We start from the raw sequence: 20,531 nt of genomic DNA on the forward strand, positions 1-20,531 counted from the left end.
TTTAGCTCCCTCCCATTCTCCCCAACTTTCTAGGAGTCCTCCCCATGCAACGACGGATTCTTCTGTCGGCGTTCGCCTTGGCCGCCTTGTTCGTGGCCAGCAGCGCCCAGAATGCCCAGGCCTTCGAGCTGCTCGATCGCGTGCTCGGCCTGGGTCACCACCGTGGCTGCGGCTCGTGCTGCGAACCTTCGTGTTGCGAGCCGAGCTGCTGTGCCGCCGAGCCGAGCTGCTGCGCCGCCGAGCCCTCGTGCTGCGCTGCCGAGCCGAGCTGCTGCGAAGCCACTTCGTGCTGCGACTCGTGCTGCGATCCCTGCTGCCGCCCCCGCTGCGGTCACCGCCTGCGTGCCTTCTTCTCGCGTCTGTGCTGCAAGAAGCGCTGCTGCGAGCCGTCGTGCTGCGAGCCGAGCTGCTGCGAAGTCGAGCCTTCTTGCTGCTGCAACTAGGCCGATCGCACGCTGACGACCGATCAAAGCGGTTTTCAAACGACCGCCGAGAGCGTCTCTAGCGCCCACGCCAAACGGCCCCCCGCACCCCAGCGGGCGGGCCGTTTGGTCTTTTTCTGGGGCCCCCATTACCCCTGGGCCGAGCCACTGTCGGCGCGGCCGCCGATGTCCTAGAATCGGGCACCGGTTCTGGCCCCACCTACTCGAGCGGAGAGATGCGCCATGCGGCTCGTGGACCACGTTCGCACCTTCTGGTTGTGCAGCCTCGCGGCGGGCGCCCTCGCCCTCTTCAGTCTCACTGCGGCGGGCACGGCCCGGGCGGCCGACGACGAGCACGTACTCGATTTGGGCGCCGTCTCGCTCAACGCCCCCGAGAAGTGGGTCCGCAAGATGCCCAAGTCGCGCATCGTGGCCTACGAGTTCGCGGCGCCGGCGGCCGAAGGAGACGACGCCGAAGGGCGTTTCACCATCATGGCGGCCGGCGGCGGCGTGAAGGCCAATCTCGAACGCTGGTACGGCCAATTCACCCAACCCGACGGCGGCAGCACCGCCGACCGGGCCAAGAACTCCGAAAAGAAGGTCGCCGGGCAGGACGTCTACCTGGTGGACATCGCCGGCACCTATCTCGACAAGCCCTCCCCCTTCGCGCCGGGTCCGGCCATCGAACGCGAAAACTACCGCATGCTGGGGGCGGTCATCGCCACGCAGAACGGCGATATCTATCTCAAGTTTTACGGTCCCGCCAAGACAATCGAAACGCAGTCCAAGGCCTTTCAAGAGATGGTGGACGGACTGCGAGCCAAGTAGGAAGCAAGCCTCGCCCGTCCGCGCCGAATAGACACCTATGAAGATCCAGCAATTCCTGGCCCACCACGGCATCGCGATCAATCCGTTCGCCGACGAAGACGCCCAGACCGACCCCGTCTTCAAGGAGCATTGTCTGAACGGCGCGCGGCATCCCAGTTGGGATAAGATCTACGGCGATCCCAGCGAGCCGGCCACGTCGATCGTCTTCGGCGAGAAAGGGGCCGGCAAAACGGCGCTGCGGTTGCAGATCGTCCGCCAACTGAACGAGTACAACCAGGCGCACCCGGCCAAACGGTTGTTCATCGTCGAGTACGACGATTTCAATCCGTTTCTCGACCGCTTCGCCGAGCACGCCAGCTCGCGACGCCGCCGCACGGGGCGCGTGCTCGACGACTGGAAGCTCTGGGATCATATGGATGCGATCCTGTCCCTCGCGGTCACGTCGCTGGTCGATCGGGTGTTCGTCGACGGCCGCATCGGCGGCGAGGCAGGCGACCCCCGCGCGCTCGACCTGAGCGTGCTCGATCGGCATCAAAAGCGTGACTTGCTGTTGTTGGCCTCCTGCTACGATCAGTCCACCTCGGGCACCCCGCTGGTCCGTTGGCAGCGTCTGCGGAAGAAGTTGCGCTTTCCGATCTGGCGCGCCCATCGGCGATTGGCCATTGGCATCGCCGTGACGCTCCTCGTGGCCGCCATTCTGCTGGTGTCGAAGCGGTCCGACTGGCTCGCCACCCCCTGGCCCTATCTGGCCGTGGTGGCCGGCTGGGTCCCCTGGCTGTGGCTGGCCGGCTCGCGCTGGGCGATGGCCTCGCGCATTGCGCGGCACACCCGGGTCTTGCGCCACGATACGAACCCGCTGCGCAAGCAGATGATGCGCTTTACAAACGACGAGTTGGCCAACCAGCCATTACCCGATCGCGAACGCACCGACGACCGCTACGAACTGTTGATCAAACTGCAGGGCATCCTGCGTTCGTTCGGCTTCCACGGACTGGTCGTGCTGGTCGACCGCGTGGACGAGCCCCATTTGATCAACGGCTCGGCCGAGCAGATGAAGGCCCTGCTGTGGCCCATGCTCGACAACAAGTTCCTCAAGCACCCGGGGCTGGGGCTGAAGCTGCTGCTGCCGATCGAGCTGTCGTACTTTGTCGACCGCGAGGACCGCGACTTTTATCAGCGGGCACGGCTCGACAAGCAGAACATGGTCCCCTCCCTGCAGTGGACCGGCGAGGCGTTGTACGACGTGGCGACCGCCCGCGTGCAGGCCTGTGCCGAACCAGGCCGCGAGCCCGCGCTCCGCGATCTGTTCGACGAGGGGATCACCGACCGCCGGCTGATCGATTCGTTCCGCTCGCTGCGGGTGCCGCGACACTTGTTCAAGTTCATGTACCGCCTGCTCGTGGCCCATTCGAGTGCGCACACGGACGAGAATCCTGTCTGGCGAATCGCTCCGCAGACGTTCGAGTCGGCGCTGGCCCTGTATCAGCGCGATCAAGACGCCTTCGATCGAGGCGCCGGCGCGGGTTGATCGGACGCCCTTGGCCCGATCGATTCATCTTCAGCACCGCGTTGCCCCCCGCCCCCTCTCGCGCCAGCACTGCTGGCGGATTCCGCGTCGTACTTTGTCTTGACCGGTCGGACGTTACCTGCGACACTCCCCGCCCGAAATACGCCGGGTAGGACGCCCGGATCCTGTTTCCAGTGGAAGGAGCCCTGGGCATGTTGCGCATGTTGTCGATCGCCACGTTGGCGTTCTCTCCCTTGTTGTTGACCGGCTGCGGTTCGCAATCTCCCGCGGAACCGGCCGCGCAGACCCAGGCCCCGGCCGACGTCGAGGGGCCCGACAAGGCCGTGTTCAAATTTCTCGAAGCGGTGCGTACGGGCAACGAAAAGATTGCCGACGAGATGCTCACCCCGACAGCACGTCAAAAGACCAAGGAGCTGGAGATGGTGGTCGCGCCGCCGGGTAGCGATACCGCCAGCTTCGAAGTGGACAGCGTCGAGATGGTGGCCGAGGACGGAGCCCACGTGAGTTGCGTGTGGAGCGACGTCGACGAGTCGGGCGAGCGCCGCTCCGACTCGATCATCTGGATGGTGCGTCGCGAGTTCGACGGCTGGCGGATCGCCGGCATGGCCACGAAGGTATTCGAAGATCAGCCCCCCTTGTTCTTGAACTTCGAGGATCCCGAAGACATGCTCCGCAAGCAACAGATGCTGCAGGCCGAGATCGAACGCCGCTCGCAGCCGGCTACTTTGCAGGCCGCGCAGCCGGGTCCGGCCACCGCACAACCGACGACGACTCAGTAGGCGAAAAAAAGCCGAGAATTCTGCTGTCGCCCGCGTGCTAGCAGCGGTGCCGTGGCCCCGGGACATCGGCACGTGGAACGAGCCTCGCCCCCGTCGCCGAGGAGGGGCGCGGCGCTAGCGCCATGATCGGTGCGGGGCAAGGCCGTGTAGCGGTGGCGAACAAAAAAACCGTAAACCACTACTAAAAAACAACTTAGAACAATCCATCAGCGAAGCGATTTTCTTGCCTTTCGAGGCGGAAAATCGCTTCGCTGTTTTTGTTGACCGGCGTTGGAATTGTTCTACTGTTGAGAAACAACCATCGCAAAACCCCCACCCAACCACGCCAGCCCAATAGCTACAAGTTCTCGCCGCCGCTTGACATCGACCCCCGGAGTGTTAAGTTTACCGGCCTAGCCTGTGCAGTTACTTGCAGCTACGCAATCGATAAAAACTACCAAGCTAAGCGGAGCGATGGTCCGCGAAGTCGGTCAAAGCCTGCTTAGAGAATTTTGACGCCTCCCCTTGGATAGCCGTCCCGCGGGGGGAGCGCAAGAGTGGGACGGCGACAAGTGTTGGCTTCCTGCTTACGGTACCTGTTAGTGGAGGAGTGTAGGATGAATCGTGCATTGGTGTTTGGCATCGCGATTTTCTTCGCGGTGGTCGGCATCGCCCTGTTGGGTGGTGAGAGCAAGGCCTTCGCTGGCCACGGCTGCCATGGTTGCCATGGTTGCAGCGGCTGCGACGGTGGTTGCAGTGGTTGCGATTGCTCGGGTAACGATTGCTCGTGCTCGTGCTCGTGCCACGGCCGTCGTCGTCTGTTCGGCAACCGCTGCTGCGGTCGTCGTCATCGCTGCCACGGCTGCCACGGTTGCCACGGCAACAGCTGCTGCGGTCCGGCCCCCTGCTCGGGCAGCTGCGCTGGTGATTGCGGTGGTGCCCCGGCCGAGGCCGCTCCCGCTGCTGAAGCCCCCCCGGCTCCGGCTGCCGCCAGCCTCGATCGCGCTCCGTTCGGCTTCCGCACGGTCCAGTTCCGTCGCTAAGCTGAATTGAACGTGAGTGGCCGCTCCGTTCGGTTTCGACCGAACGTCGCGAAGCTCATACAAAAGCCGGATCTTCCTTCGGGAAGATCCGGCTTTTTTTGTTGTTGCGGTTGTGCCAGCGTACGAATCGCGGCCGACGCAACGCGCCTTGCGAGTCCGATAGAGTAGTAGGCGCTAATCCGAGCGTCCTCCTCCCTCCCGGCCCGCGACGCGATCATTGCTCATGTCTTCTGTCTCTCGCGCACCTGCTGCGCCCACGCCGTCGGCATCGCTCCCCGATCCGCTCATCCGCACGGTGGTCAGCTTGCTTCTCGTTGTCCACCTGTTCTTCTTGGGCGTGGCTGCCCTGTCGAGCAGCGGCAACGATCAAGCGACGTCGCGACTCATGTTGGGTCTGCGCCGCTTGCCGGCCTACTACCTGCAACTGCTCGACATGGACTTGAACTACAAGTTCTATCTGACGTATGGCGAGACCTTCGACGTCGATCAGCAACTGCAAATCGACGTGACGCTGCCCGACGGCAACATCCGGCAGGTGCTCATCCCGGAAGAAAACATCTGGCCCCGTGTCCGAGAACAGCGTTACCAGATGCTGGCGGCCAATGTCGGAAGCGCCGTCGGCAATGACGCCATCGAACCCCTGTTGCCGCAGGCGCTCTCGGGGGCCGTCATGGCGCCGCTGAAGGCCTCGAAGGCCACGTTCCGTAGCCGGGGGCATTTCGTGCTGAATATGGACGACGCCCGATCTCCCGATCTCTCGGTAGCCGACCCTTACGACGCCCGCCGCTATCGCACGCTGTACGAAGCACAAGTCGTGCGCACGGAAGAAGGTCAGGTGAACCTGGTGAAGACGTCGGACGACGACGCCCTGTTCGGCGGTGGTTCAATGAATACACCGGCCACGACCGCTCCGCCTCCGGCGACGACGGCCCCCGCGCCCGGCACGACCTCGCCCGCGGCCCCCGCTTCCGGCCCCGCCGCCCCCAGGAGCACGCCATGAACGCGGTGAGCAGCTATTTCAACGAGCTGACCGAGCAATTCGGCAACGGTTGGAACCAGTTCTGGTTTGCCCCGCGCGACCCCTATTCGCTGTGCGTGTTGCGCGCGCTGGTGGGCGTCGTGGCGTTGTATTGGCAGATCACCTATGCGCCCGATCTGACGACGTTCTTCGGCCCCGACGGCTTGTTGCCATTATCGTTCGTCAACTCGATGTCCTATAGCCCGACGGAAGTCTCCTATCTCGACTTCGCCAGCTCGCCGCTCGAGTTGTGGCTCTCGCAGTTCCTGGGCACGGCGGTGCTCCTGGCCTTCACCGTCGGCTATTTCACGCGCGTCAGCTCGATTCTCGCCTTCATCGTGGTGATCTCCTACATTCACCGCGGTCCGCAACTGACGGGACAGGCAGAACCGATTCTGGCCTTCCTGATGTTCTATCTCTGCTTCGCGCCATGCGGGCAGTATCTCTCGGTCGATGCCTGGCAGACGGCGCGGCGTCGCGCCGCGAGCACCGGTCGACCCGACGAACGCGCCACCGCGCACTTGAGTTGGGCGGCCACGGTCGCCACGCGACTCATCCAGGTCCACCTGGTGCTCGTCTACGTGATGATGGCCCTGGCCAAAATGTACGGCGACGCCTGGTGGAACGGACTCGCCGTGTGGTGGTTGCTGGCCCGGCCCGAGTCGCGCACCGTCGACTTCACGGGCATGCTGGCCAGCCACCCTTACGTGGTGAATGCCTGGACGCACGCCCAGATGCTCTTCGAGCTGCTCTTCCCGGTGCTGATCTGGAATCGCCTGGGACGTCCGCTGCTCTTGGGGATCTCGGCCGTGATGTGGGGCCTGCTGGCGCTGGCGACCGGCCTGCACCTGTTTGCCCTGCTGATCTTCCTCGCGGGGTTGAGCTTCGTCGAGCCCGCGTCGATGCGGCTCGCCACCGGCAAGCTGGGACGCGAAGAAGTCTCGGGGGGACTGGCTGCGGCTTGAGCGCGAGGGGTGGCCGAACCCAGCACGGGCAGGACAGCCTGTGCCTCCCGCCCTTTAAGCTCGCCGGCCTGCACGCCCGATTAACGCCCCACGCGTTGTTCGTGCTCTTCCAGCCCCAGACGCTTCATCTTCTTGTAGAGCGTCGTGCGGTTGATGCCGAGCTTCTCGGCCGTAAGCTGACGGTTCCAACCGTTGCTCTCGAGCACGTCGAGAATGATCTGACGCTCCGGCGAGCTGAGCGCCTGCTTCAACGTGCGACCTTCGACCGGCTGCACGGAGACCGGCGCGGCCGCCGCCAACTGGGCGGGCAGATCGTCGGGCTCGATCATTTCTCCCTTGCCCAGCAGCACCGCGCGTTCGACGACGTTCTGCAGCTCGCGGACGTTGCCCGGCCAGCGATAGCGTTGCATGGCGGCCAAGGCATTTTCCGAGAAGCCGCGCACCTTGCGCCCCGACTCCTCGCACACACTCTCGAGGAAGTGCTTCGCCAAAAGCGGAATATCGGCAATCCGCTCACGGAGACTGGGCAGCTCGATGTTGATCACGTTGATGCGATAGTACAGATCTTGCCGGAAGCGCCCTTCGGCCACCGCACGCGTCAGATCCTCGTTCGTGGCCAGGATGGCCCGTGTATCGACGCGGAAGGTCTTCGTGCCGCCGACCGGCTCGAACTCGAAATCCTGCAGCACGCGCAGCAGCTTGACCTGCAGACCAGGACTGGCGGTGCCGATTTCGTCGAGGAAGATCGTGCCGCTATCGGCCTGCAGGAACTTGCCCAGGCGATCGCCGGTGGCGCCGGTGAACGAACCGGCCACGTGGCCGAAGAGTTCCGATTCGAGCAGGGTCTCGGGCAGCGCCCCGCAAGCCACCTCGACAAACGGCTTGTCGCGGCGCGCGCTGCGGCGGTGGATCGCGCGGGCGACGAGCGACTTGCCCGTGCCGCTTTCGCCCGTGATGAGCACCGTGGCCTTGGTATCGGCCACACTCTCGATCAGGTCGAAGATACGCTGCATGCGCGGATCGTGGCCGACGATGTTGTCGATGCCGAAGCGCAGGTCGAGCTGCGCCTTGAGATTCTTGTTTTCTTCGATGACCTGGCGCTGGTTGAGCGCGCGGTCGATGGCCAACTCGAGTTCTTCGTCGATCAAGGGCTTGGTCAGGAAGTCGAACGCGCCGGCGCGAATGGCTTCGATGGCGGTTTCGACGGTGCCGTAGCCGGTGAGCAGGATGACCAGCGTGTTCGGACGCGTGCGGCGGCAATGCTCGAGCACGTCGAAGCCGTCGCCATCGCCGAGCCGAATGTCGGCCAGCACCAGGTCGTAGGGCTTGCGATCGATGGCCTTGATCGCTTCGGCGTAGCTGGCCGCGGTCTCAAGCAGGTAACCCTGCTCGCGGAGCCAGTCGGCCATCGAAGTGAGGATGTGGCGGTCGTCGTCGACGAGCAGCAGCGTGCCCTGTTTCATGGATCTTCTCACCCGGCTGAATTCGGTCCCTGGTCGAGCCGCCTGCGTGCTCGACGGTGCGAAGGGCGCAATCCGGTTTCGGGCCCGGCGTGGCGAGCCGCGAAACGAGATCAAGCCAATCGCTGGCCGTTCGTTGGGGAGAAGTAACGACAGCGCTTGTCGAAAAATATCTACGTCACACGAGGTTGAGCGTCAACGCGCCGCGCGTCACGGAAACATGAGGAAACGATCTCCACGTAACGCTGGCGTGGGGCGAACGTTATGAGCCCTACAACCGTCATCAACCGATCGGGGAATGGATTCCCCCTGTGACACACCACCCCCCGCTTTTTGGTGGTTCGCCAACGTCGTCTGGGGACTACCACCCGATCTAGGCACGGCCTACTCTACGTGTGAGGGGGCTAATCTTCCGCCACAGGCGGACTTTGCCGCTGAGCCGATAGGGCTCGATAGGTGAAGATACCTAGACCCCATACTCACTAAGGACGAGGAACGAATGGCGATTCGGGTGATGATTGTCGACGACCACGAAGTGGTTCGCTCCGGCCTCCGCAGCCTATTGAGCGACGGCGAAATCGAAGTCGTGGCCGAGGCGGGCAATGGCCACGAAGCGCTCAGCAAGGCACTCGAGTTGAAGCCCGACGTCATTCTGCTCGATATCCGCATGCCCGAGCGGGACGGGCTCGACGCCCTGGGAGACATCAAGGAGAAGCTCCCCGAGACGCGGATCATCGTCCTCTCGACCTACGACAACCCGACGTATATTGCCCGCGCCATCACGCTGGGGGCCAGCGACTACCTGCTCAAGGGGGCGGGGCGCGACGAGTTGCTGCGGGCGATCAACGCCGTGATGTCCTCGGCCGCGCCGGCGTGGAGCCCCGAGGTGCGCCGCGTGGCGGGCACCTTGCGCACGACGAGCATGGTCTTCGACGAAGGGGAAATGCCCCTCACCCAGCGCGAGAGCCAAGTGCTGCGCCACGTGGCCCTGGGCCTGAGCAACAAAGAGATCGGACAGTCCCTCTCGATCAGCGTCGAAACGGTCAAGGAGCACGTGCAGAACATCCTGCGCAAGATCGAATGCACCGATCGCACGCAGGCCGCCGTCTGGGCCGTGCGCAAGGGTCTCGTCTGAAACGCCTCGTGCCGGCTGTAGACGAGCACGCGACGCCGCACGAGTTGCGACGCGTTCTCTAGGGCGACTTCTTCAGACCGGGAAGCGGCTGCTCTTCGGTCTCGCGACGAGCGTGATCGCCCCCGAGCAGGGCACCTGGCCCCAGAAAGGCGTTCTGGGCTCCGTCGATGACGACGTGCGTGGTCTTGGCTTGCTTGCCGGCCGAGACACTCTCGACGCGCGACGAGCCGTGCAGGCCGTGGATGCGGTCTCCCGGTTTCAAGTCGGCCGCCGCGATCCAGCCACGCCCCACTACCCAAAAACGTTGTATGGGCGTGGCATCGAGCTCGTTCTCTGCAATGCGCAGCGTAACCACCTCATGCGCATCGGCGGTGTGCGAGACGAATAGCACCGGCTGGAAGGTCAATTCGCCCGTGGCGGGATTTTGCGAAAGCGCACGATCGCCGACGAGCAGCTCTTCGATCGGAATCGCACCCCGCTCGGTTTGTATCTTGGCGCCGAACGCCGCTTCGCATGTCGGACAGGCGACCGATTCTTGTTTGCGCTGAAACGTGGCATGGATCTGCTTCTCGCCGCGCGGCGTGCTGTAGGCACCATACCACGCCTGCCACCAGGCGTAGGGATCATGGCCGAGATCCGCTTTCAACAATCGCTGCAGTACCCAGATCACGCGGGAATTGATCTCGGCAATCGACTCGTTGGCCCTGGCGACGGCCTGCTGCTCGGCGCCGAGATCGCGCTCCATCTTCCCGTGCGCGAGATAGTGGTTGAACCGCATCGCGAGATTGTTGCCCACCTCGCTACGGGCGGCAGACTCGAGCTTCGCTTGCGGGTAGTAATCGAGATCCGACACGAAAAAGTACCGGCTGTTCGATCCTTCGCGATAGAAGAGGTGCCGCACGTATAATCGCCCCACCGGCGAGACCATGTAGTCGATGCGATCTTCGATCTGTGTGCTCAGCAGATCGAGCAAGGGAGGCACCGTTTCGCGTTCCGAGCGCCTGGCCAAATGCGCGGCCGCCGCCAGCCGCACGTCCATCGAGGGAGAGAAAGCCGCGAAGCGTCCCAGCGACGCGGACACCACCGGCCCTTCGAGCTGCATGCAAACGTCGAGCACCGGTTGCACGAGATTCAACTCGTCTCCGGCAAAGGTCCATTCCAGGGCCTCGATGGCCGACGCCTCTTGAATGCCGCGCAATTGGTCGAGCGCTTTGGTTCGCTTGGATGGCTCGGGACTCTTCAGCCCGGTGCGAATGGCCACGGCGATCGGTTGCCAGCGCTCGAAGGCACGGCGGCGCGCTTCGAGTTCCTTTTTTTGCTCGGCAAGTCCGCTCTGGCGGATCCAGTTTCCGCCGATGCGCAAATAGCCCAACTCGCGACGCGCCACCGCATGGCCGGGATCGAGCGTGAGCACGCTCGTCAGATGGGCCTTGCGCTGAGCCTCGAGACCGTGGCGCTCACACCAGCGAGCCAGTTGAAGCTGTGCCGCCACGGTCGCGGCCGAGGCGTCGCGTCGGCGATAATACTCGAGCAGCGTGGGATTCTCGGCCGCCGACCCACGCGCGTGCTTGAGATCGAGCCAGCCCCCCTCCTGCCGCACGAAGCCGGCCTGCCAGCGGGCCGGGGCAAAATCGGGAAAGCGACGGATCGCCTCGTCCAACAGTTGCCGACGGCCGGCCTCGTCTCCTTGCACCTCGTGCGAGAGGGCCTCATCGACCAGACGCGCCGCCTCCAACTCATCGCTGGTTTGCTGGGCGACCGCGGCGGGCAACACCAGCCACGACAATCCGCACCACAACAGCGCGTGCGCGCGACAGAGCCTGCGAACACTCATGCGACGCCCCCTCTCGTTCCGCAGCAGAATGCTGGTATTTCGAACGGTCCCTTCCGCGCGCATTGTCGTCCGCGGCGGCGCCCCTTGCAACGCATTCTTCCGAGGGCTGGAGAAACACCCAGACGTTAGCCCTGCTTGTGCTGCATGGCCGCGCACACCCGGGGGGGCGACATCGGCAGTTCGAACATCCGCGTGCCCGCGGCACGGTAGACCGCCGCCGCGACCGCCGCCGGCGGAGCCACGATCGGCGTCTCGCCCACGCCACGCACGCCGAACGGGTGCGAGGGATTGGGCACCTCGACGATGATTGTTTCGATCATCGGCAGATCGAGCGCCGTCGGCATGCGGTAATCGAGATAGCTGGCGTTCGTCATGCGGTTCTGATCGTCGTACAGGTACTCTTCGTTGAGCGCCCAGCCGATCCCCTGCGCGACGCCCCCCTGCATCTGTCCTTCGACATAGCTGGGATGAATCGCGCGGCCGGCGTCCTGGGCGATCGTGTACCGCAGCACGGTCACCTTGCCCGTCTCGGGATCGATCTCGACGTCGGCCAGGTGGGTAGCGAAGCCGTTCGTATTCTCTTCGCGATCGACCGCCCCGCGGCCGACGACGGGGCCCCCCGTCTTGTGCAACTGCTCGGCCAGTTCCTTGAACGTGATCGACTTGCCTTTGGCCAGGTACTTATCGCCTTCGCACGTGACGTCGGCGGCGGCGCACTCCCACAGGAAGGCGGCGCGCTCGCACATTTGCCGCTGGATATCGAGGGCCGCCTCGTGCGCCGCCATACCGGTGGCGTACGTGACGCGGCTGCCTCCCGTGACGTCGGTGTAGCCGACGCTATCGGTGTCGACGACGCGCGGAATGACGTCCTCGGCGGCAATGCCGAGCGTCTCGGCCAGTTGCATGGCGACCGAAGTGCGCGTGCCGCCGATATCGGTCGAGCCTTCGATCAGCGTGACGGTGCCGTCGGCGTTCACATTCGCGGCGGCACTCGACTTGAGCCCGATATTGAACCAGAATCCGCAGGCCACGCCCCGGCCGCGATAGGGACCTGCCAGCTTCGAGCGGTAGTGCTCGCTCTGCTTGACCGCCTCGAGCGTTTCGATGAGGCCCACCTTGGGATAGACCGGGCCATCGACGCGGCGTGTCCCTTCCTTCGCCGCGTTCTTGAGGCGGAAGTCGATCGGGTCGATGCCCAGGCGTTCGGCCAGCTCGTCGATGACCGATTCACAGGCAAAGGCCGCTTGTGTGGCGCCGGGCGCGCGGTACGCCGCCGACTTCGGCTTGTTCATCACCACGTCGTAGCCGTCGACCTTGGCGTTTTCCAACTCATAGCAACTGAAGACGCACATGCAGCCGGGGTTGATCACGCCGCCCGGAAATGCGCCAGCGTCGTACGCCAGATACGCCTCGGCCGCGGTGAGCTTACCGTCTTTCTTAGCGCCGATCTTCATCCGCATGAAGGAGCCGGGCGTGGGGCCGGTCCCCTCGAACACGTCTTGCCGCGACATGGTCATCTTCACCGGACGGCCCGTCTTGCGGCTCAACAGCGCTGCCACCGGTTCGAGATAGACCGTGATCTTGCCGCCGAATCCGCCGCCGATCTCCGTCGGCACGACGGTTACCTTCGAGACCGGAATCTGCAGCAGCTCGGCCGTCTGCTGCCGCGCCGTGAAGGAGCCCTGCGTCGAGGTCCAGACCGTGAGATGTCCCTCTTCGTTCCACAGCGCCGTGGCGGCGTGCGGCTCGATGTAGCCTTGATGCACGGTCGCCGTGCGGAACTCGCGCTCGACGACGACGTCGGCCTCGGCAAAGCCCTTCTTGATGTCGCCAATTTCGAATTGGAGATGAACGCCGACGTTCGTCTCCTCCTCCCCCTTCTTCCCGAGTTCGTCGGTGCGCAGGTCGCCGTGCAAGATGGGCGCGCCCGGCTGCATCGCGTCGAGCACCCAGGTGACGGACGGCAGCGGCTCGTAGTCGACCTTGATGAGCGACAGGGCCTCTTCGGCCACATGGGGAGAAACGGCCGCCACGGCGGCCACGGCGTGCCCTTTATACAGGGCTTTGTCCCGAGCCAGGCAGTTCGCGCTCAGATGAGCGAGGTTCACGGCTCCTTCGCCCAACTCGGCGATGCGGCTGGCCGCGTCGGGAAAATCGTGACCCGTGATGACCCCAAGCACGCCCGGCAGCTTCTGGGCCGCCGAGGTGTCGATCGATTTGATCTTCGCGTGCGCGTGGGGACTGCGCAAGATACGGCCGTGGATGAGACCGGCCATTTGCACGTCGGCGCCGTAAATGGCGCGGCCGGTCACCTTGTCGGCGCCGTCGTGCCGCACGGGGCGAGTGCCGATCACCTTATACGACTTCTCGGATTCGGCGTCCCGTTTCATCGCGCAACTCCCTCGTTGACTTGTTCGGCGGCCGCTTGCACGGCGCGGATGATCTTGTCGTAACCGGTGCAACGGCAGAGATTGCCCGCCAGGTGGAAGCGAATGTCGTGCTCGCTGGGATGCGGGTCGCGATCCAACAGCGCCTTGGCGGCCATGAGGAAGCCCGGCGTGCAGATGCCACACTGCAAGGCGGCCCCTTCCAGGAAGCACTGCTGCAACGGGTGCAACTGTGCATCGCAGGCGAGCCCTTCGATCGTCGTGATCGCCGCCCCTTCCGCCTCGACCCCCAGCACCAGGCACGAGTCGACCGGCACGCCGTCGACGAGCACCGTGCAGGCGCCGCAATTTCCGTTGTTGCAGCCTTCCTTCGACCCGGTCAGCCGCAGCACGTCGCGCAACACCTCAAGCAGACTCTGCCGCGGCTCGCACAAGAACTCGACCGGCTCGCCATTGATCGTCGTCGTAACGTGGGTTTTCTTGGCCACGGAATGCCTTTTTTTTAGTGGGCAGGGGTCAGTGGTCAGTGGGCAGTTGTTCGTATTTGAGGTCAGTGGATGTTTCGGGCGTTTTCACATCCGCCCACTGGCCACTAACCACTGGCCCCTGCTCTCTCAACGGCCTTGGCCAGCGCCCGCTTGATCAACACGCCGACCAGGTGCGTGCGATAGTCGGCCGGGCCGCGGCGATCGCTGATCGGAGTGGCAATCTTCTTCGCCAACTCGCCTGCCTCGGCGTAGGTCTTCTCGTCGGTCGGCTTGCCGGCGAGCCACGTGCTCGCCTCTTCGGCCAACAGCGGCGTCGGCGCGACGGCCGCCAGCCCGATCCGCGCTTCTTCGATCTTGTTGCCCGCGTCGTTCAATCGCACCCACACCCCCGCCCCCACGACGGCGATGTCCATCTCGTTGCGCGGGATGAAACGGAGGTAGGCGCTGCCCGAGCGTGCGACCGGCGCGGGAAACTTGAGTGCCACGAGGAACTCGCCCCGACCGAGCACGTTGCGACCGGGCGCGGTGCAGAACTTCTCGACCGGTACGTCGCGCACCCCCTGTGGACCGGCGATCTCGGCCACGGCTGCCAAGGCGATCAGCGAGGGGATCGAATCGGCCGCCGGCGACGAGTTGCACAAGTTACCGCCGATCGAGGCCCGACCCTGAATCTGCCAGCCGCCGATCAAGCTTGCCGAGTCGATCAGGGCGGGATAGGCCTGCTTGAGGGCCTCGTCGCCGTAGATCTGGTAGCAGGAGGTGGCCGCGCCGAGGCGCAGGCCTCGTTTCGCGTCGAACTCGTAGCGCACCAGCTCGGGAATCTTCTTCACGTCGACCACCAGGTCGGCCGAACGGAGCCCTTCGCGAAGCTGCACGATGATGTCGGTGCCACCGGCCAGCACCCGGGCGCGATCTCCCTGCGCGGCCAGCAGGCTGACCGCCTCGTCGACGGTACTGGCCGCCGCGTAATCGAAATCTTTCAAGGTAGCGGTATCCTGCACGAAGCCTGATCTGCCCAAGCTGCCACGACGCACGAAACAGCAAGTATACCGGCTGCGCGAGGGAGGGTGTCAAGCAGCCGAAAGACGGGGAATAGAGCTCGGCCATCGGCGGTTGCGACGGCCACATCCGGTTAGAATGCGAGCATGGCCGAAGACAACCCTTACCAAACGCCGCTCGAACAGGCAGACGCCGCGGAGTCGCCGTCGTACGATGCCGACCCTTCACGCGGCATCGTGATCGAGAAGTTCATTGCCATCGTGATCGTGGTAACGTTGTTAGTATCCCTTGTCGCTGCGGTACCGCGGATGCTGATGTGAGAGGCTGTCATGCGCGAAAACCCTTACGACGCGCCAGCAGCCGAGCAGAGCGACAAGCTGCAGGCGTCGTTACGCCGTCAACTTCGCGCCATATCCCATTTGGTGACGTTGCTCTTGGGACTAGGGTTCATCGTTCTTGGAATCGTGGGAGCCTGGGTTCTTGTTCGGATCGCAGTCGACCTCACACCCGGCGATAGCGAACAGAAATGGGAATCCATCTTCGTCGCGATCATGTCGCCTGCGGACCGGCAGACACTGCTCCTGATTGCCGTCATTGCCGGTGCCTTCGCGGCTTGTTCGTATCTGGCGATGCGGAAACTCGGGCCTCCAAGAGACCATACTCACCCGGCGGAAATGGATGCGTCACCCCCGCGTTGACCCGGCCCCCTTGGCCGTGGTACAAGGGCTAACTTGCACCTGGGCCAGTTGGGCGTTCCAGGGGATGCGGCGGCCTGAGCAGTGGGGCTCGGCGGCCCCCCGTCCGGCACCAAATCAAACTCTCTTAGCCAGGAGTCCACGCGTGAGTGGTATCAGCGATCGTCATCAAGAGATCAAGCGACGCCGTCATCGCCGCAAGAAGCTGGCCAAGTACAAGCTGAAGCTCGCCAAGGCCACCGTCTCGGAAAAGCACATGATGGCCGAGAAGCTCCGCCAGCTCACCCCAGGCGCCGAGGTCATCATCGGCAACTGGAACCTCGACGAACGCTAGGCGTCTTGTAGGTCAGGTACCCCGTACCTGACAATCTGTCGAGTTCGCCATGTCGCACCATTGTCAGGTACGGCGTACCTGACCTACGCGCGATCGTGGCTCATCGGTAAGGCGACCATTCGGCGCTACGACGCCTCGCCTGTGGCTGTGGCGCGAGAGGACGCGGCGCGTCGACGCCGGTGCCGAGTTCCAATCGGCGAGGTTCTTCCGCTTGGCGTGGAGTCGCGGCCAGCGATTGCGGCGCGATTTCATCGGCAAGCAGCAGCCCATCGGCCGCCTGCTCGAGCGACATCGGCGGCAACGGCGCCGCGTCATGCCGAGCGGTCGTCGAGACCTGCTGCACCGGTTCGCTCTCTTCCGGTGGCAACAGCAACGTCGGCTGGAGCCCCGACTCCGCGACGTACGTCTCGCCGTATTGCGAATCGTCCGCCGGCGCCAGGGCCAGCGTCGGCTCTTGGCGGGCCGGTGCCAGGGGGCCAGCATACTCGTGTCCCAAGGCGTCTCCCCTCGCGCCGTTGTGGCGCGCCGCGCCGGCCGAGGTCCAGCGATGGCTGGGACGTCCCGGAATGTCGATCGTCACGGCCCGTTGAGCCCGCAACTCGTGGCCGTCGGTGGTGATGGCCCGTACGTGCAGTTCGAGATCTTGCTGAGCGGGCGGACGGTCGGGCCAGGGCAATTGGAAGTGCATGCCACGCGCCAGTCGCGAGCGGCGGAAGTGGTTCGCGGCCTCGTCGGCGGTAAAGTCCCACCGCGCGACGCGGGCCGTCGGCGGCGGCTGCGATGGATCGAGTAGCACGATCGAAACCTGGGCCGGAACATTCACGATCCGCCCGGCCGCGTTTCGCGGTTCGATCACCACCATGACCCCCTCGTCGCCGAAGCGATCGTCGAGATCGTAACCGCCGGTGAGCATGCGGTTCAGCGTGATGCCCGTGATGTGGAAGTCGGTCTCCTCGGGTTCCACCGCCTGGCTCTGCATGAGGAACTGCAGCCGCTTGAGGGGGGTCTGCTCGCCGTCCATCATGCTCGCCGAGCCGTCGGGCAGTAGCTCAACGCCCGAGCCCGACATGGGAGGCAGAGACGACGACGGCGGGGCCGACGGATCGATGGGGTCGAGCGTGGGCGGTCCCTGATAGGGGGGAGCTTCTTCGAGCGGGCCCGTCGAGGGTAGGGGGACAAACGGAATATTCGATTCGACCGCCGGGGCGCTCACCGTGGGAGGCGACGTAACCGGCGGTTCGTAGTAGCCCTCGTCGCGCGAGCCCCCCGTTCGGCCGGAGGGCGAGCCCTTCTCGCGGCGCAACGCCTCGTTCTCGCGGCGTGTCGCCTCGAGGCGCCGTTCGGTGGCGTCGAGCTGGTTTTCCAGATCGAAGATGCAGTCTTCCTGCATGCGCAGCTCGCGCTCGAGCAACTGGGTGCGCAGCTCCGCTCCCGATTGGCAGCCAGCGGCTAGAAAGCAGGTCGCTACGACCGTCGCGATTCGCCAACCATCCATGTTGACCTCGGGCGCAAAAGGGGCCGGCTGTCCGCGCGCGGCCTTGCACGCAGGCAGATGGCTGTCTCGGTTGTGTTCCTTCACAGGCGCTGGTCAGATAGCCCGAGTGCGGGAAGTGAGGCTACCTGGCGAAATCGGGCCACAGGCTGAGGGCACGCGGGAAGTGCCGGCCGGGGGCCACGGCTTCGCTATTCCGGGACGATCTTGGCTTCCATGTGCGCGATCACGCGGTCGACCAATCCGTAGTCGCTGGCCTCTTCGGCCGTCATGAAACGGTCGCGGTCCGTGTCCTGCTCGATCTTCTCGAGCGGGTGGCCCGTGTGCTTGATGAGAATCTCGTTGAGCTTCTGCTTGACCTTCTTGAACTCTTTGGCGTGGATCATGATCTCCTCGGCGGTGCCTTCCATGCCGGCGAGCGGCTGGTGGATCATGATCCGCGAATTCGGCAGCGCGAAGCGTTTGCCCTTGGCGCCGGCGGTGAGGAGCACGGCCCCCATCGAGGCGCACTGGCCGATGCAGTACGTGGCGACGTCGCACTGGACGAACTGCATCGTGTCGTAGATCGCCAGGCCGGCGCTGACGCTGCCACCGGGCGAATTGATGTACAGGTGGATGTCCGCCTTCGGATCCTCGGACTGCAAAAACAGGAGCTGCGCGACGATGGCATTGGCCACCTCGTCGTTCACGCCGCTGCCCAGGAACACGATGCGGTCCTTGAGCAGGCGGCTGTAGATGTCCATCGCCCGCTCTTCGCGGCCACTCTTCTCGATCACGTAGGGGATGAGAGGCATACGCTCGTTCGCTCCGTCTGATGTGTGCGTTGCGGAAGCCGGGCCTACTTCTTTTCTTCCTCTTCGCCGTCGCCCATGGGGGGCTTGGTGAGGATCTCGTCGACGAGGCCGTATTCCTTGGCTTCGGCCGCCGCCAGATAACGATCGCGATCGGTGTCCTTGGCGATGCGCTCGATCGGCTGGCCCGTATGGTTCGCGAGAATGCGGTTGAGCACCTCGCGCGTCTTGATGATTTCGTCCGCCTGGATCTCGATATCCGAGACCTGCCCGCCCACCTGGCCGTAGGGCTGATGGATCATCACCTTGGCATGGGGCAGGGCGAAACGCTTGCCCTTGGTGCCGCCGGCCAAAATGACGGCGCCGCCGCTGGCGGCGAGACCCACGCAGTAGGTGGCCACGGGGCAGCTCAGAATCTGCATCGTGTCGTACATGGCCAGCGTCGCGGTGACACTGCCGCCGGGCGAGTTGATGTAGAAGTGGATATCCTTGCGGCGATTTTCGCTCTGCAAGAACAGCAACTTCATGACGATTTCGTTGGCGTTGCCGTCGTAGATCTCACCCTGCAGGAAAATGATGCGGTTTTCCAGCAGCAGATCGCCCAGCGTCATCTGACGCTGCCGCTGATAATCGCGGTGGGAGGCGTGCGAATCTTGTATCGGAAAACGAACGGCGTCGTGCATGTGCGATCCTTCAGTTGTTCCCAGACACTCCGTCGAGCTGGCCACTCCGTCGATCCGGGGCTCCTGGGGGCAGGGGCCACGGAGAACTTAGCCGCGGCGCGGAGTTTCTCCCATCGGCTGGGCGCCTTCAGAGTGCTCGGCCACGGGGATATCTGATTCTTCGGCCCCACCCACCGCCTGGTCAAGGGCCTCGGCGTCCGCTTCTTCGAGCTTGTAGGGCACGTCCTTGACGGTGGCCTTCGACATGATGAGATCGATGACCCTGCGCTCGATGATCTGGTTGCGCAGGGCGTCCATTTGGCCTTGCTTCTCGAGCCGGGCGCGGACGCGGCGCGGAGTCTCGCCCGACTGCCACGCGATCAGCGCGATCTCGGCATCGTAATCGGCCGGCGTGTCCTCGATCTTCTCCTCCTCGGCGATCCGCTCGAGGATAAAGTGCTCCTTGAGAGCTCGAGCCGTGGCGGCGCGGCTGTTCTGCCGCAGCTCGTTCTCGTGGGCGCGGATGTCGTCGTCGCTGAAGCCGCTACGCTGTAGCTCGAGCACCGCACGGTACAGCTCGCGCTGCGACTGGCGCTGGAGCAACTCGGGGGGGAGCTCCCAGTCGGCGGTGACCGTGAGGGCCTGCAAAATCTGCTGCCGCGTCCGCTGCTGCTGCGTATAGCTGAGCCGGCGTTCGAGGCTCTCGAGAATCGCCTTCTTCAGTTGTTCTTCGTCGTCGAAGCCCCCCAGTTCTTCAAGCAATTGGGGCGTCATCTCGGGCGTCTCGAGCTGCTTGACCTCGAGTACCTCGAACACGGCGGTCACTTCCTTGCCGCGGAGCGCTTCGTTCGGAGCGTCTTCGGTGAGCTTCGCCTTGCCTTCGCGCGTCTCGCCCGCCTTCACGCCCTGCATGAGCTTGTCGAACTTCTCGATCTTGCCGTCGCGGAAGCTCAACACGGGACGGATGCGAATCACCTCTTCGTTGCTGCTCGAGATCGTCTCGTCGCCGTCCTTGAAGGAGAGATTCGTCACGACGTAGTCGCCCGCCGAAGCGGAGCCGTCGAAGGGGACCAAGCGGCCCCGACGCGCCAAGACCTTCTGCAGCTCGGCCTCGACGTCGGCGTCGCTGAACTCGCGCACGGGACGCTCGAGCTTGAGCCCCTGCCACTCGGGCAGATCGAACTCGGGCCGCACTTCGAGGTCGAACTCGAAGGTCAGCGGCCCCTCGTCCGGCAGCACCACGGCGCTGGGATCGAAGTCGGGCTCGCTGATCGCGGCCAGATTGTTGTCTTCGGTGACCTGCGACAGAGCGTCGATGAGCAACGAATTGCGCACCTGATCGGTCACGTCTTTCTTGAAGCGGGCCTCGACGAGCTTGCGCGGCGCACGACCGGCACGAAAGCCGGGCACGGCGGCCGAGCCCATCAACTCGCTAAAGGCCTCGTCGAAATAGCGATCCAGGTCCTCGCGGGCCACCTTGACGGTGAGGTGCCGCTGGCACGCGCCACGGGACTCGATCTGCACGTCGAGGTGCAACTTCTTGCTCTGCGCGCCTTCGTCCGCGGCGTCATCCGCCACGGCCGCGCCCTGCTTCTCGGAGATAGCCATTTCTCGTTTCTGCCAGATTTGCTGGCGGCCGGATTTGCTGCTGCCGGGCCGGTGCGACGGTTGCAGCCGGCCTCCCGCGTCTTG

General features: G+C 64.4%; 19 protein-coding genes. 10 read left to right on the forward strand and 9 right to left on the reverse strand.

Going from position 1 to position 20,531, the window contains the following annotated elements; all coding sequences use genetic code 11:
• The first annotated feature begins 44 nt into the window (after window positions 1-44).
• From KF708_10010 to KF708_10035, 6 genes are all read left to right on the forward strand, one after another.
• Window positions 45-443 carry a hypothetical protein gene (locus tag KF708_10010; GenBank protein MBX3413010.1) on the forward strand — a complete coding sequence of 133 codons (399 nt, stop codon included), beginning with the start codon at window positions 45-47 and terminating at the stop codon, window positions 441-443.
• Between the two features lie 222 nt (window positions 444-665).
• On the forward strand, window positions 666-1,250 hold the full coding sequence (locus tag KF708_10015; GenBank protein MBX3413011.1) for a hypothetical protein: 585 nt from the start codon (window positions 666-668) through the stop codon (window positions 1,248-1,250).
• 37 nt (window positions 1,251-1,287) lie between these two features.
• Entirely contained in the window at window positions 1,288-2,778 is a 1,491-nt protein-coding gene (locus KF708_10020; protein ID MBX3413012.1) for a hypothetical protein, read from the forward strand.
• Between the two features lie 191 nt (window positions 2,779-2,969).
• Entirely contained in the window at window positions 2,970-3,557 is a 588-nt protein-coding gene (locus KF708_10025; GenBank protein MBX3413013.1) for a hypothetical protein, read from the forward strand.
• 1,245 nt (window positions 3,558-4,802) lie between these two features.
• Window positions 4,803-5,579, forward strand: a complete 777-nt coding sequence (locus tag KF708_10030; GenBank protein ID MBX3413014.1) for a hypothetical protein — start codon at window positions 4,803-4,805, stop codon at window positions 5,577-5,579.
• The gene (locus KF708_10035) at window positions 5,576-6,562 is read left to right on the forward strand and encodes an HTTM domain-containing protein (protein ID MBX3413015.1); all 987 of its coding nucleotides are present in this window, start codon (window positions 5,576-5,578) and stop codon (window positions 6,560-6,562) included. The genes KF708_10030 and KF708_10035 overlap by 4 nt, the downstream gene beginning before the upstream one ends.
• Window positions 6,563-6,642: 80 nt before the next feature.
• Here KF708_10035 and KF708_10040 read toward each other — a convergent pair whose 3' ends face one another.
• Complete coding sequence (locus tag KF708_10040) at window positions 6,643-8,025, reverse strand: sigma-54-dependent Fis family transcriptional regulator (GenBank protein MBX3413016.1); 1,383 nt, start codon at window positions 8,023-8,025, stop codon at window positions 6,643-6,645.
• Window positions 8,026-8,521: 496 nt separating this feature from the next.
• On the opposite strand from KF708_10040, the gene KF708_10045 reads away from it, so the two are divergent.
• Window positions 8,522-9,157, forward strand: a complete 636-nt coding sequence (locus KF708_10045) for a response regulator transcription factor (protein ID MBX3413017.1) — start codon at window positions 8,522-8,524, stop codon at window positions 9,155-9,157.
• Window positions 9,158-9,215: 58 nt separating this feature from the next.
• Here KF708_10045 and KF708_10050 read toward each other — a convergent pair whose 3' ends face one another.
• The 4 genes from KF708_10050 to KF708_10065 all read right to left on the reverse strand — a co-directional run bounded on the left by KF708_10050 (window position 9,216) and on the right by KF708_10065 (window position 14,849).
• Entirely contained in the window at window positions 9,216-10,991 is a 1,776-nt protein-coding gene (locus tag KF708_10050; protein ID MBX3413018.1) for a hypothetical protein, read from the reverse strand.
• Between the two features lie 125 nt (window positions 10,992-11,116).
• The gene (locus KF708_10055) at window positions 11,117-13,381 is read right to left on the reverse strand and encodes a xanthine dehydrogenase family protein molybdopterin-binding subunit (protein MBX3413019.1); all 2,265 of its coding nucleotides are present in this window, start codon (window positions 13,379-13,381) and stop codon (window positions 11,117-11,119) included.
• Window positions 13,378-13,866: a (2Fe-2S)-binding protein gene (locus KF708_10060; protein ID MBX3413020.1), complete on the reverse strand. Its 489-nt coding sequence runs from the start codon at window positions 13,864-13,866 to the stop codon at window positions 13,378-13,380. Before KF708_10060 ends, KF708_10055 begins: the two co-directional genes overlap by 4 nt.
• 104 nt (window positions 13,867-13,970) lie before the next feature.
• A complete protein-coding gene (locus tag KF708_10065; protein MBX3413021.1) occupies window positions 13,971-14,849 on the reverse strand; it encodes a xanthine dehydrogenase family protein subunit M in 879 nt (292 codons plus the stop codon).
• Window positions 14,850-15,011: 162 nt separating this feature from the next.
• Between KF708_10065 and KF708_10070 the strand changes: the two genes are divergently transcribed.
• The 3 genes from KF708_10070 (at window position 15,012) to KF708_10080 (ending at window position 15,894) form a co-directional block, all read left to right on the forward strand.
• The gene (locus KF708_10070) at window positions 15,012-15,185 is read left to right on the forward strand and encodes a hypothetical protein (GenBank protein ID MBX3413022.1); all 174 of its coding nucleotides are present in this window, start codon (window positions 15,012-15,014) and stop codon (window positions 15,183-15,185) included.
• A 9-nt stretch (window positions 15,186-15,194) separates the two neighbouring features.
• A complete protein-coding gene (locus KF708_10075; GenBank protein ID MBX3413023.1) occupies window positions 15,195-15,563 on the forward strand; it encodes a hypothetical protein in 369 nt (122 codons plus the stop codon).
• Window positions 15,564-15,705: 142 nt separating this feature from the next.
• A complete protein-coding gene (locus KF708_10080) occupies window positions 15,706-15,894 on the forward strand; it encodes a hypothetical protein (protein ID MBX3413024.1) in 189 nt (62 codons plus the stop codon).
• A gap of 100 nt (window positions 15,895-15,994) precedes the next feature.
• Here the strand turns inward: KF708_10080 and KF708_10085 are convergent, their stop codons facing one another.
• The 4 genes from KF708_10085 to tig form a co-directional block, all read right to left on the reverse strand.
• Window positions 15,995-17,389: a hypothetical protein gene (locus tag KF708_10085; protein ID MBX3413025.1), complete on the reverse strand. Its 1,395-nt coding sequence runs from the start codon at window positions 17,387-17,389 to the stop codon at window positions 15,995-15,997.
• A 188-nt stretch (window positions 17,390-17,577) separates the two neighbouring features.
• Window positions 17,578-18,180 carry an ATP-dependent Clp endopeptidase proteolytic subunit ClpP gene (gene clpP, locus KF708_10090; GenBank protein ID MBX3413026.1) on the reverse strand — a complete coding sequence of 201 codons (603 nt, stop codon included), beginning with the start codon at window positions 18,178-18,180 and terminating at the stop codon, window positions 17,578-17,580.
• 44 nt (window positions 18,181-18,224) lie between these two features.
• Complete coding sequence (locus tag KF708_10095) at window positions 18,225-18,860, reverse strand: ATP-dependent Clp protease proteolytic subunit (protein MBX3413027.1); 636 nt, start codon at window positions 18,858-18,860, stop codon at window positions 18,225-18,227.
• A gap of 87 nt (window positions 18,861-18,947) precedes the next feature.
• Window positions 18,948-20,447, reverse strand: coding sequence for a trigger factor (gene tig, locus KF708_10100; GenBank protein MBX3413028.1), 1,500 nt, complete (start codon window positions 20,445-20,447; stop codon window positions 18,948-18,950).
• Between the last annotated feature and the right edge of the window lie 84 nt (window positions 20,448-20,531).

The sequence above is a fragment of the Pirellulales bacterium genome, assembly GCA_019636335.1.
Classification (GTDB): domain Bacteria; phylum Planctomycetota; class Planctomycetia; order Pirellulales; family JAEUIK01; genus JAHBXR01.

Coding starts and splice junctions, on each gene's coding strand:
- clpP (MBX3413026.1), bottom strand. CDS start 18,180: ATGCCTCTCATCCCCTACGTGATCGAGAAGAGTGGCCGCGAAGAGCGG.
- KF708_10055 (MBX3413019.1), bottom strand. CDS start 13,381: ATGAAACGGGACGCCGAATCCGAGAAGTCGTATAAGGTGATCGGCACT.
- KF708_10095 (MBX3413027.1), bottom strand. CDS start 18,860: ATGCACGACGCCGTTCGTTTTCCGATACAAGATTCGCACGCCTCCCAC.
- KF708_10075 (MBX3413023.1), top strand. CDS start 15,195: ATGCGCGAAAACCCTTACGACGCGCCAGCAGCCGAGCAGAGCGACAAG.
- KF708_10045 (MBX3413017.1), top strand. CDS start 8,522: ATGGCGATTCGGGTGATGATTGTCGACGACCACGAAGTGGTTCGCTCC.
- KF708_10050 (MBX3413018.1), bottom strand. CDS start 10,991: ATGAGTGTTCGCAGGCTCTGTCGCGCGCACGCGCTGTTGTGGTGCGGA.
- KF708_10035 (MBX3413015.1), top strand. CDS start 5,576: ATGAACGCGGTGAGCAGCTATTTCAACGAGCTGACCGAGCAATTCGGC.
- KF708_10070 (MBX3413022.1), top strand. CDS start 15,012: ATGGCCGAAGACAACCCTTACCAAACGCCGCTCGAACAGGCAGACGCC.
- KF708_10010 (MBX3413010.1), top strand. CDS start 45: ATGCAACGACGGATTCTTCTGTCGGCGTTCGCCTTGGCCGCCTTGTTC.
- tig (MBX3413028.1), bottom strand. CDS start 20,447: ATGGCTATCTCCGAGAAGCAGGGCGCGGCCGTGGCGGATGACGCCGCG.
- KF708_10030 (MBX3413014.1), top strand. CDS start 4,803: ATGTCTTCTGTCTCTCGCGCACCTGCTGCGCCCACGCCGTCGGCATCG.
- KF708_10015 (MBX3413011.1), top strand. CDS start 666: ATGCGGCTCGTGGACCACGTTCGCACCTTCTGGTTGTGCAGCCTCGCG.
- KF708_10040 (MBX3413016.1), bottom strand. CDS start 8,025: ATGAAACAGGGCACGCTGCTGCTCGTCGACGACGACCGCCACATCCTC.
- KF708_10025 (MBX3413013.1), top strand. CDS start 2,970: ATGTTGCGCATGTTGTCGATCGCCACGTTGGCGTTCTCTCCCTTGTTG.
- KF708_10020 (MBX3413012.1), top strand. CDS start 1,288: ATGAAGATCCAGCAATTCCTGGCCCACCACGGCATCGCGATCAATCCG.
- KF708_10085 (MBX3413025.1), bottom strand. CDS start 17,389: ATGGATGGTTGGCGAATCGCGACGGTCGTAGCGACCTGCTTTCTAGCC.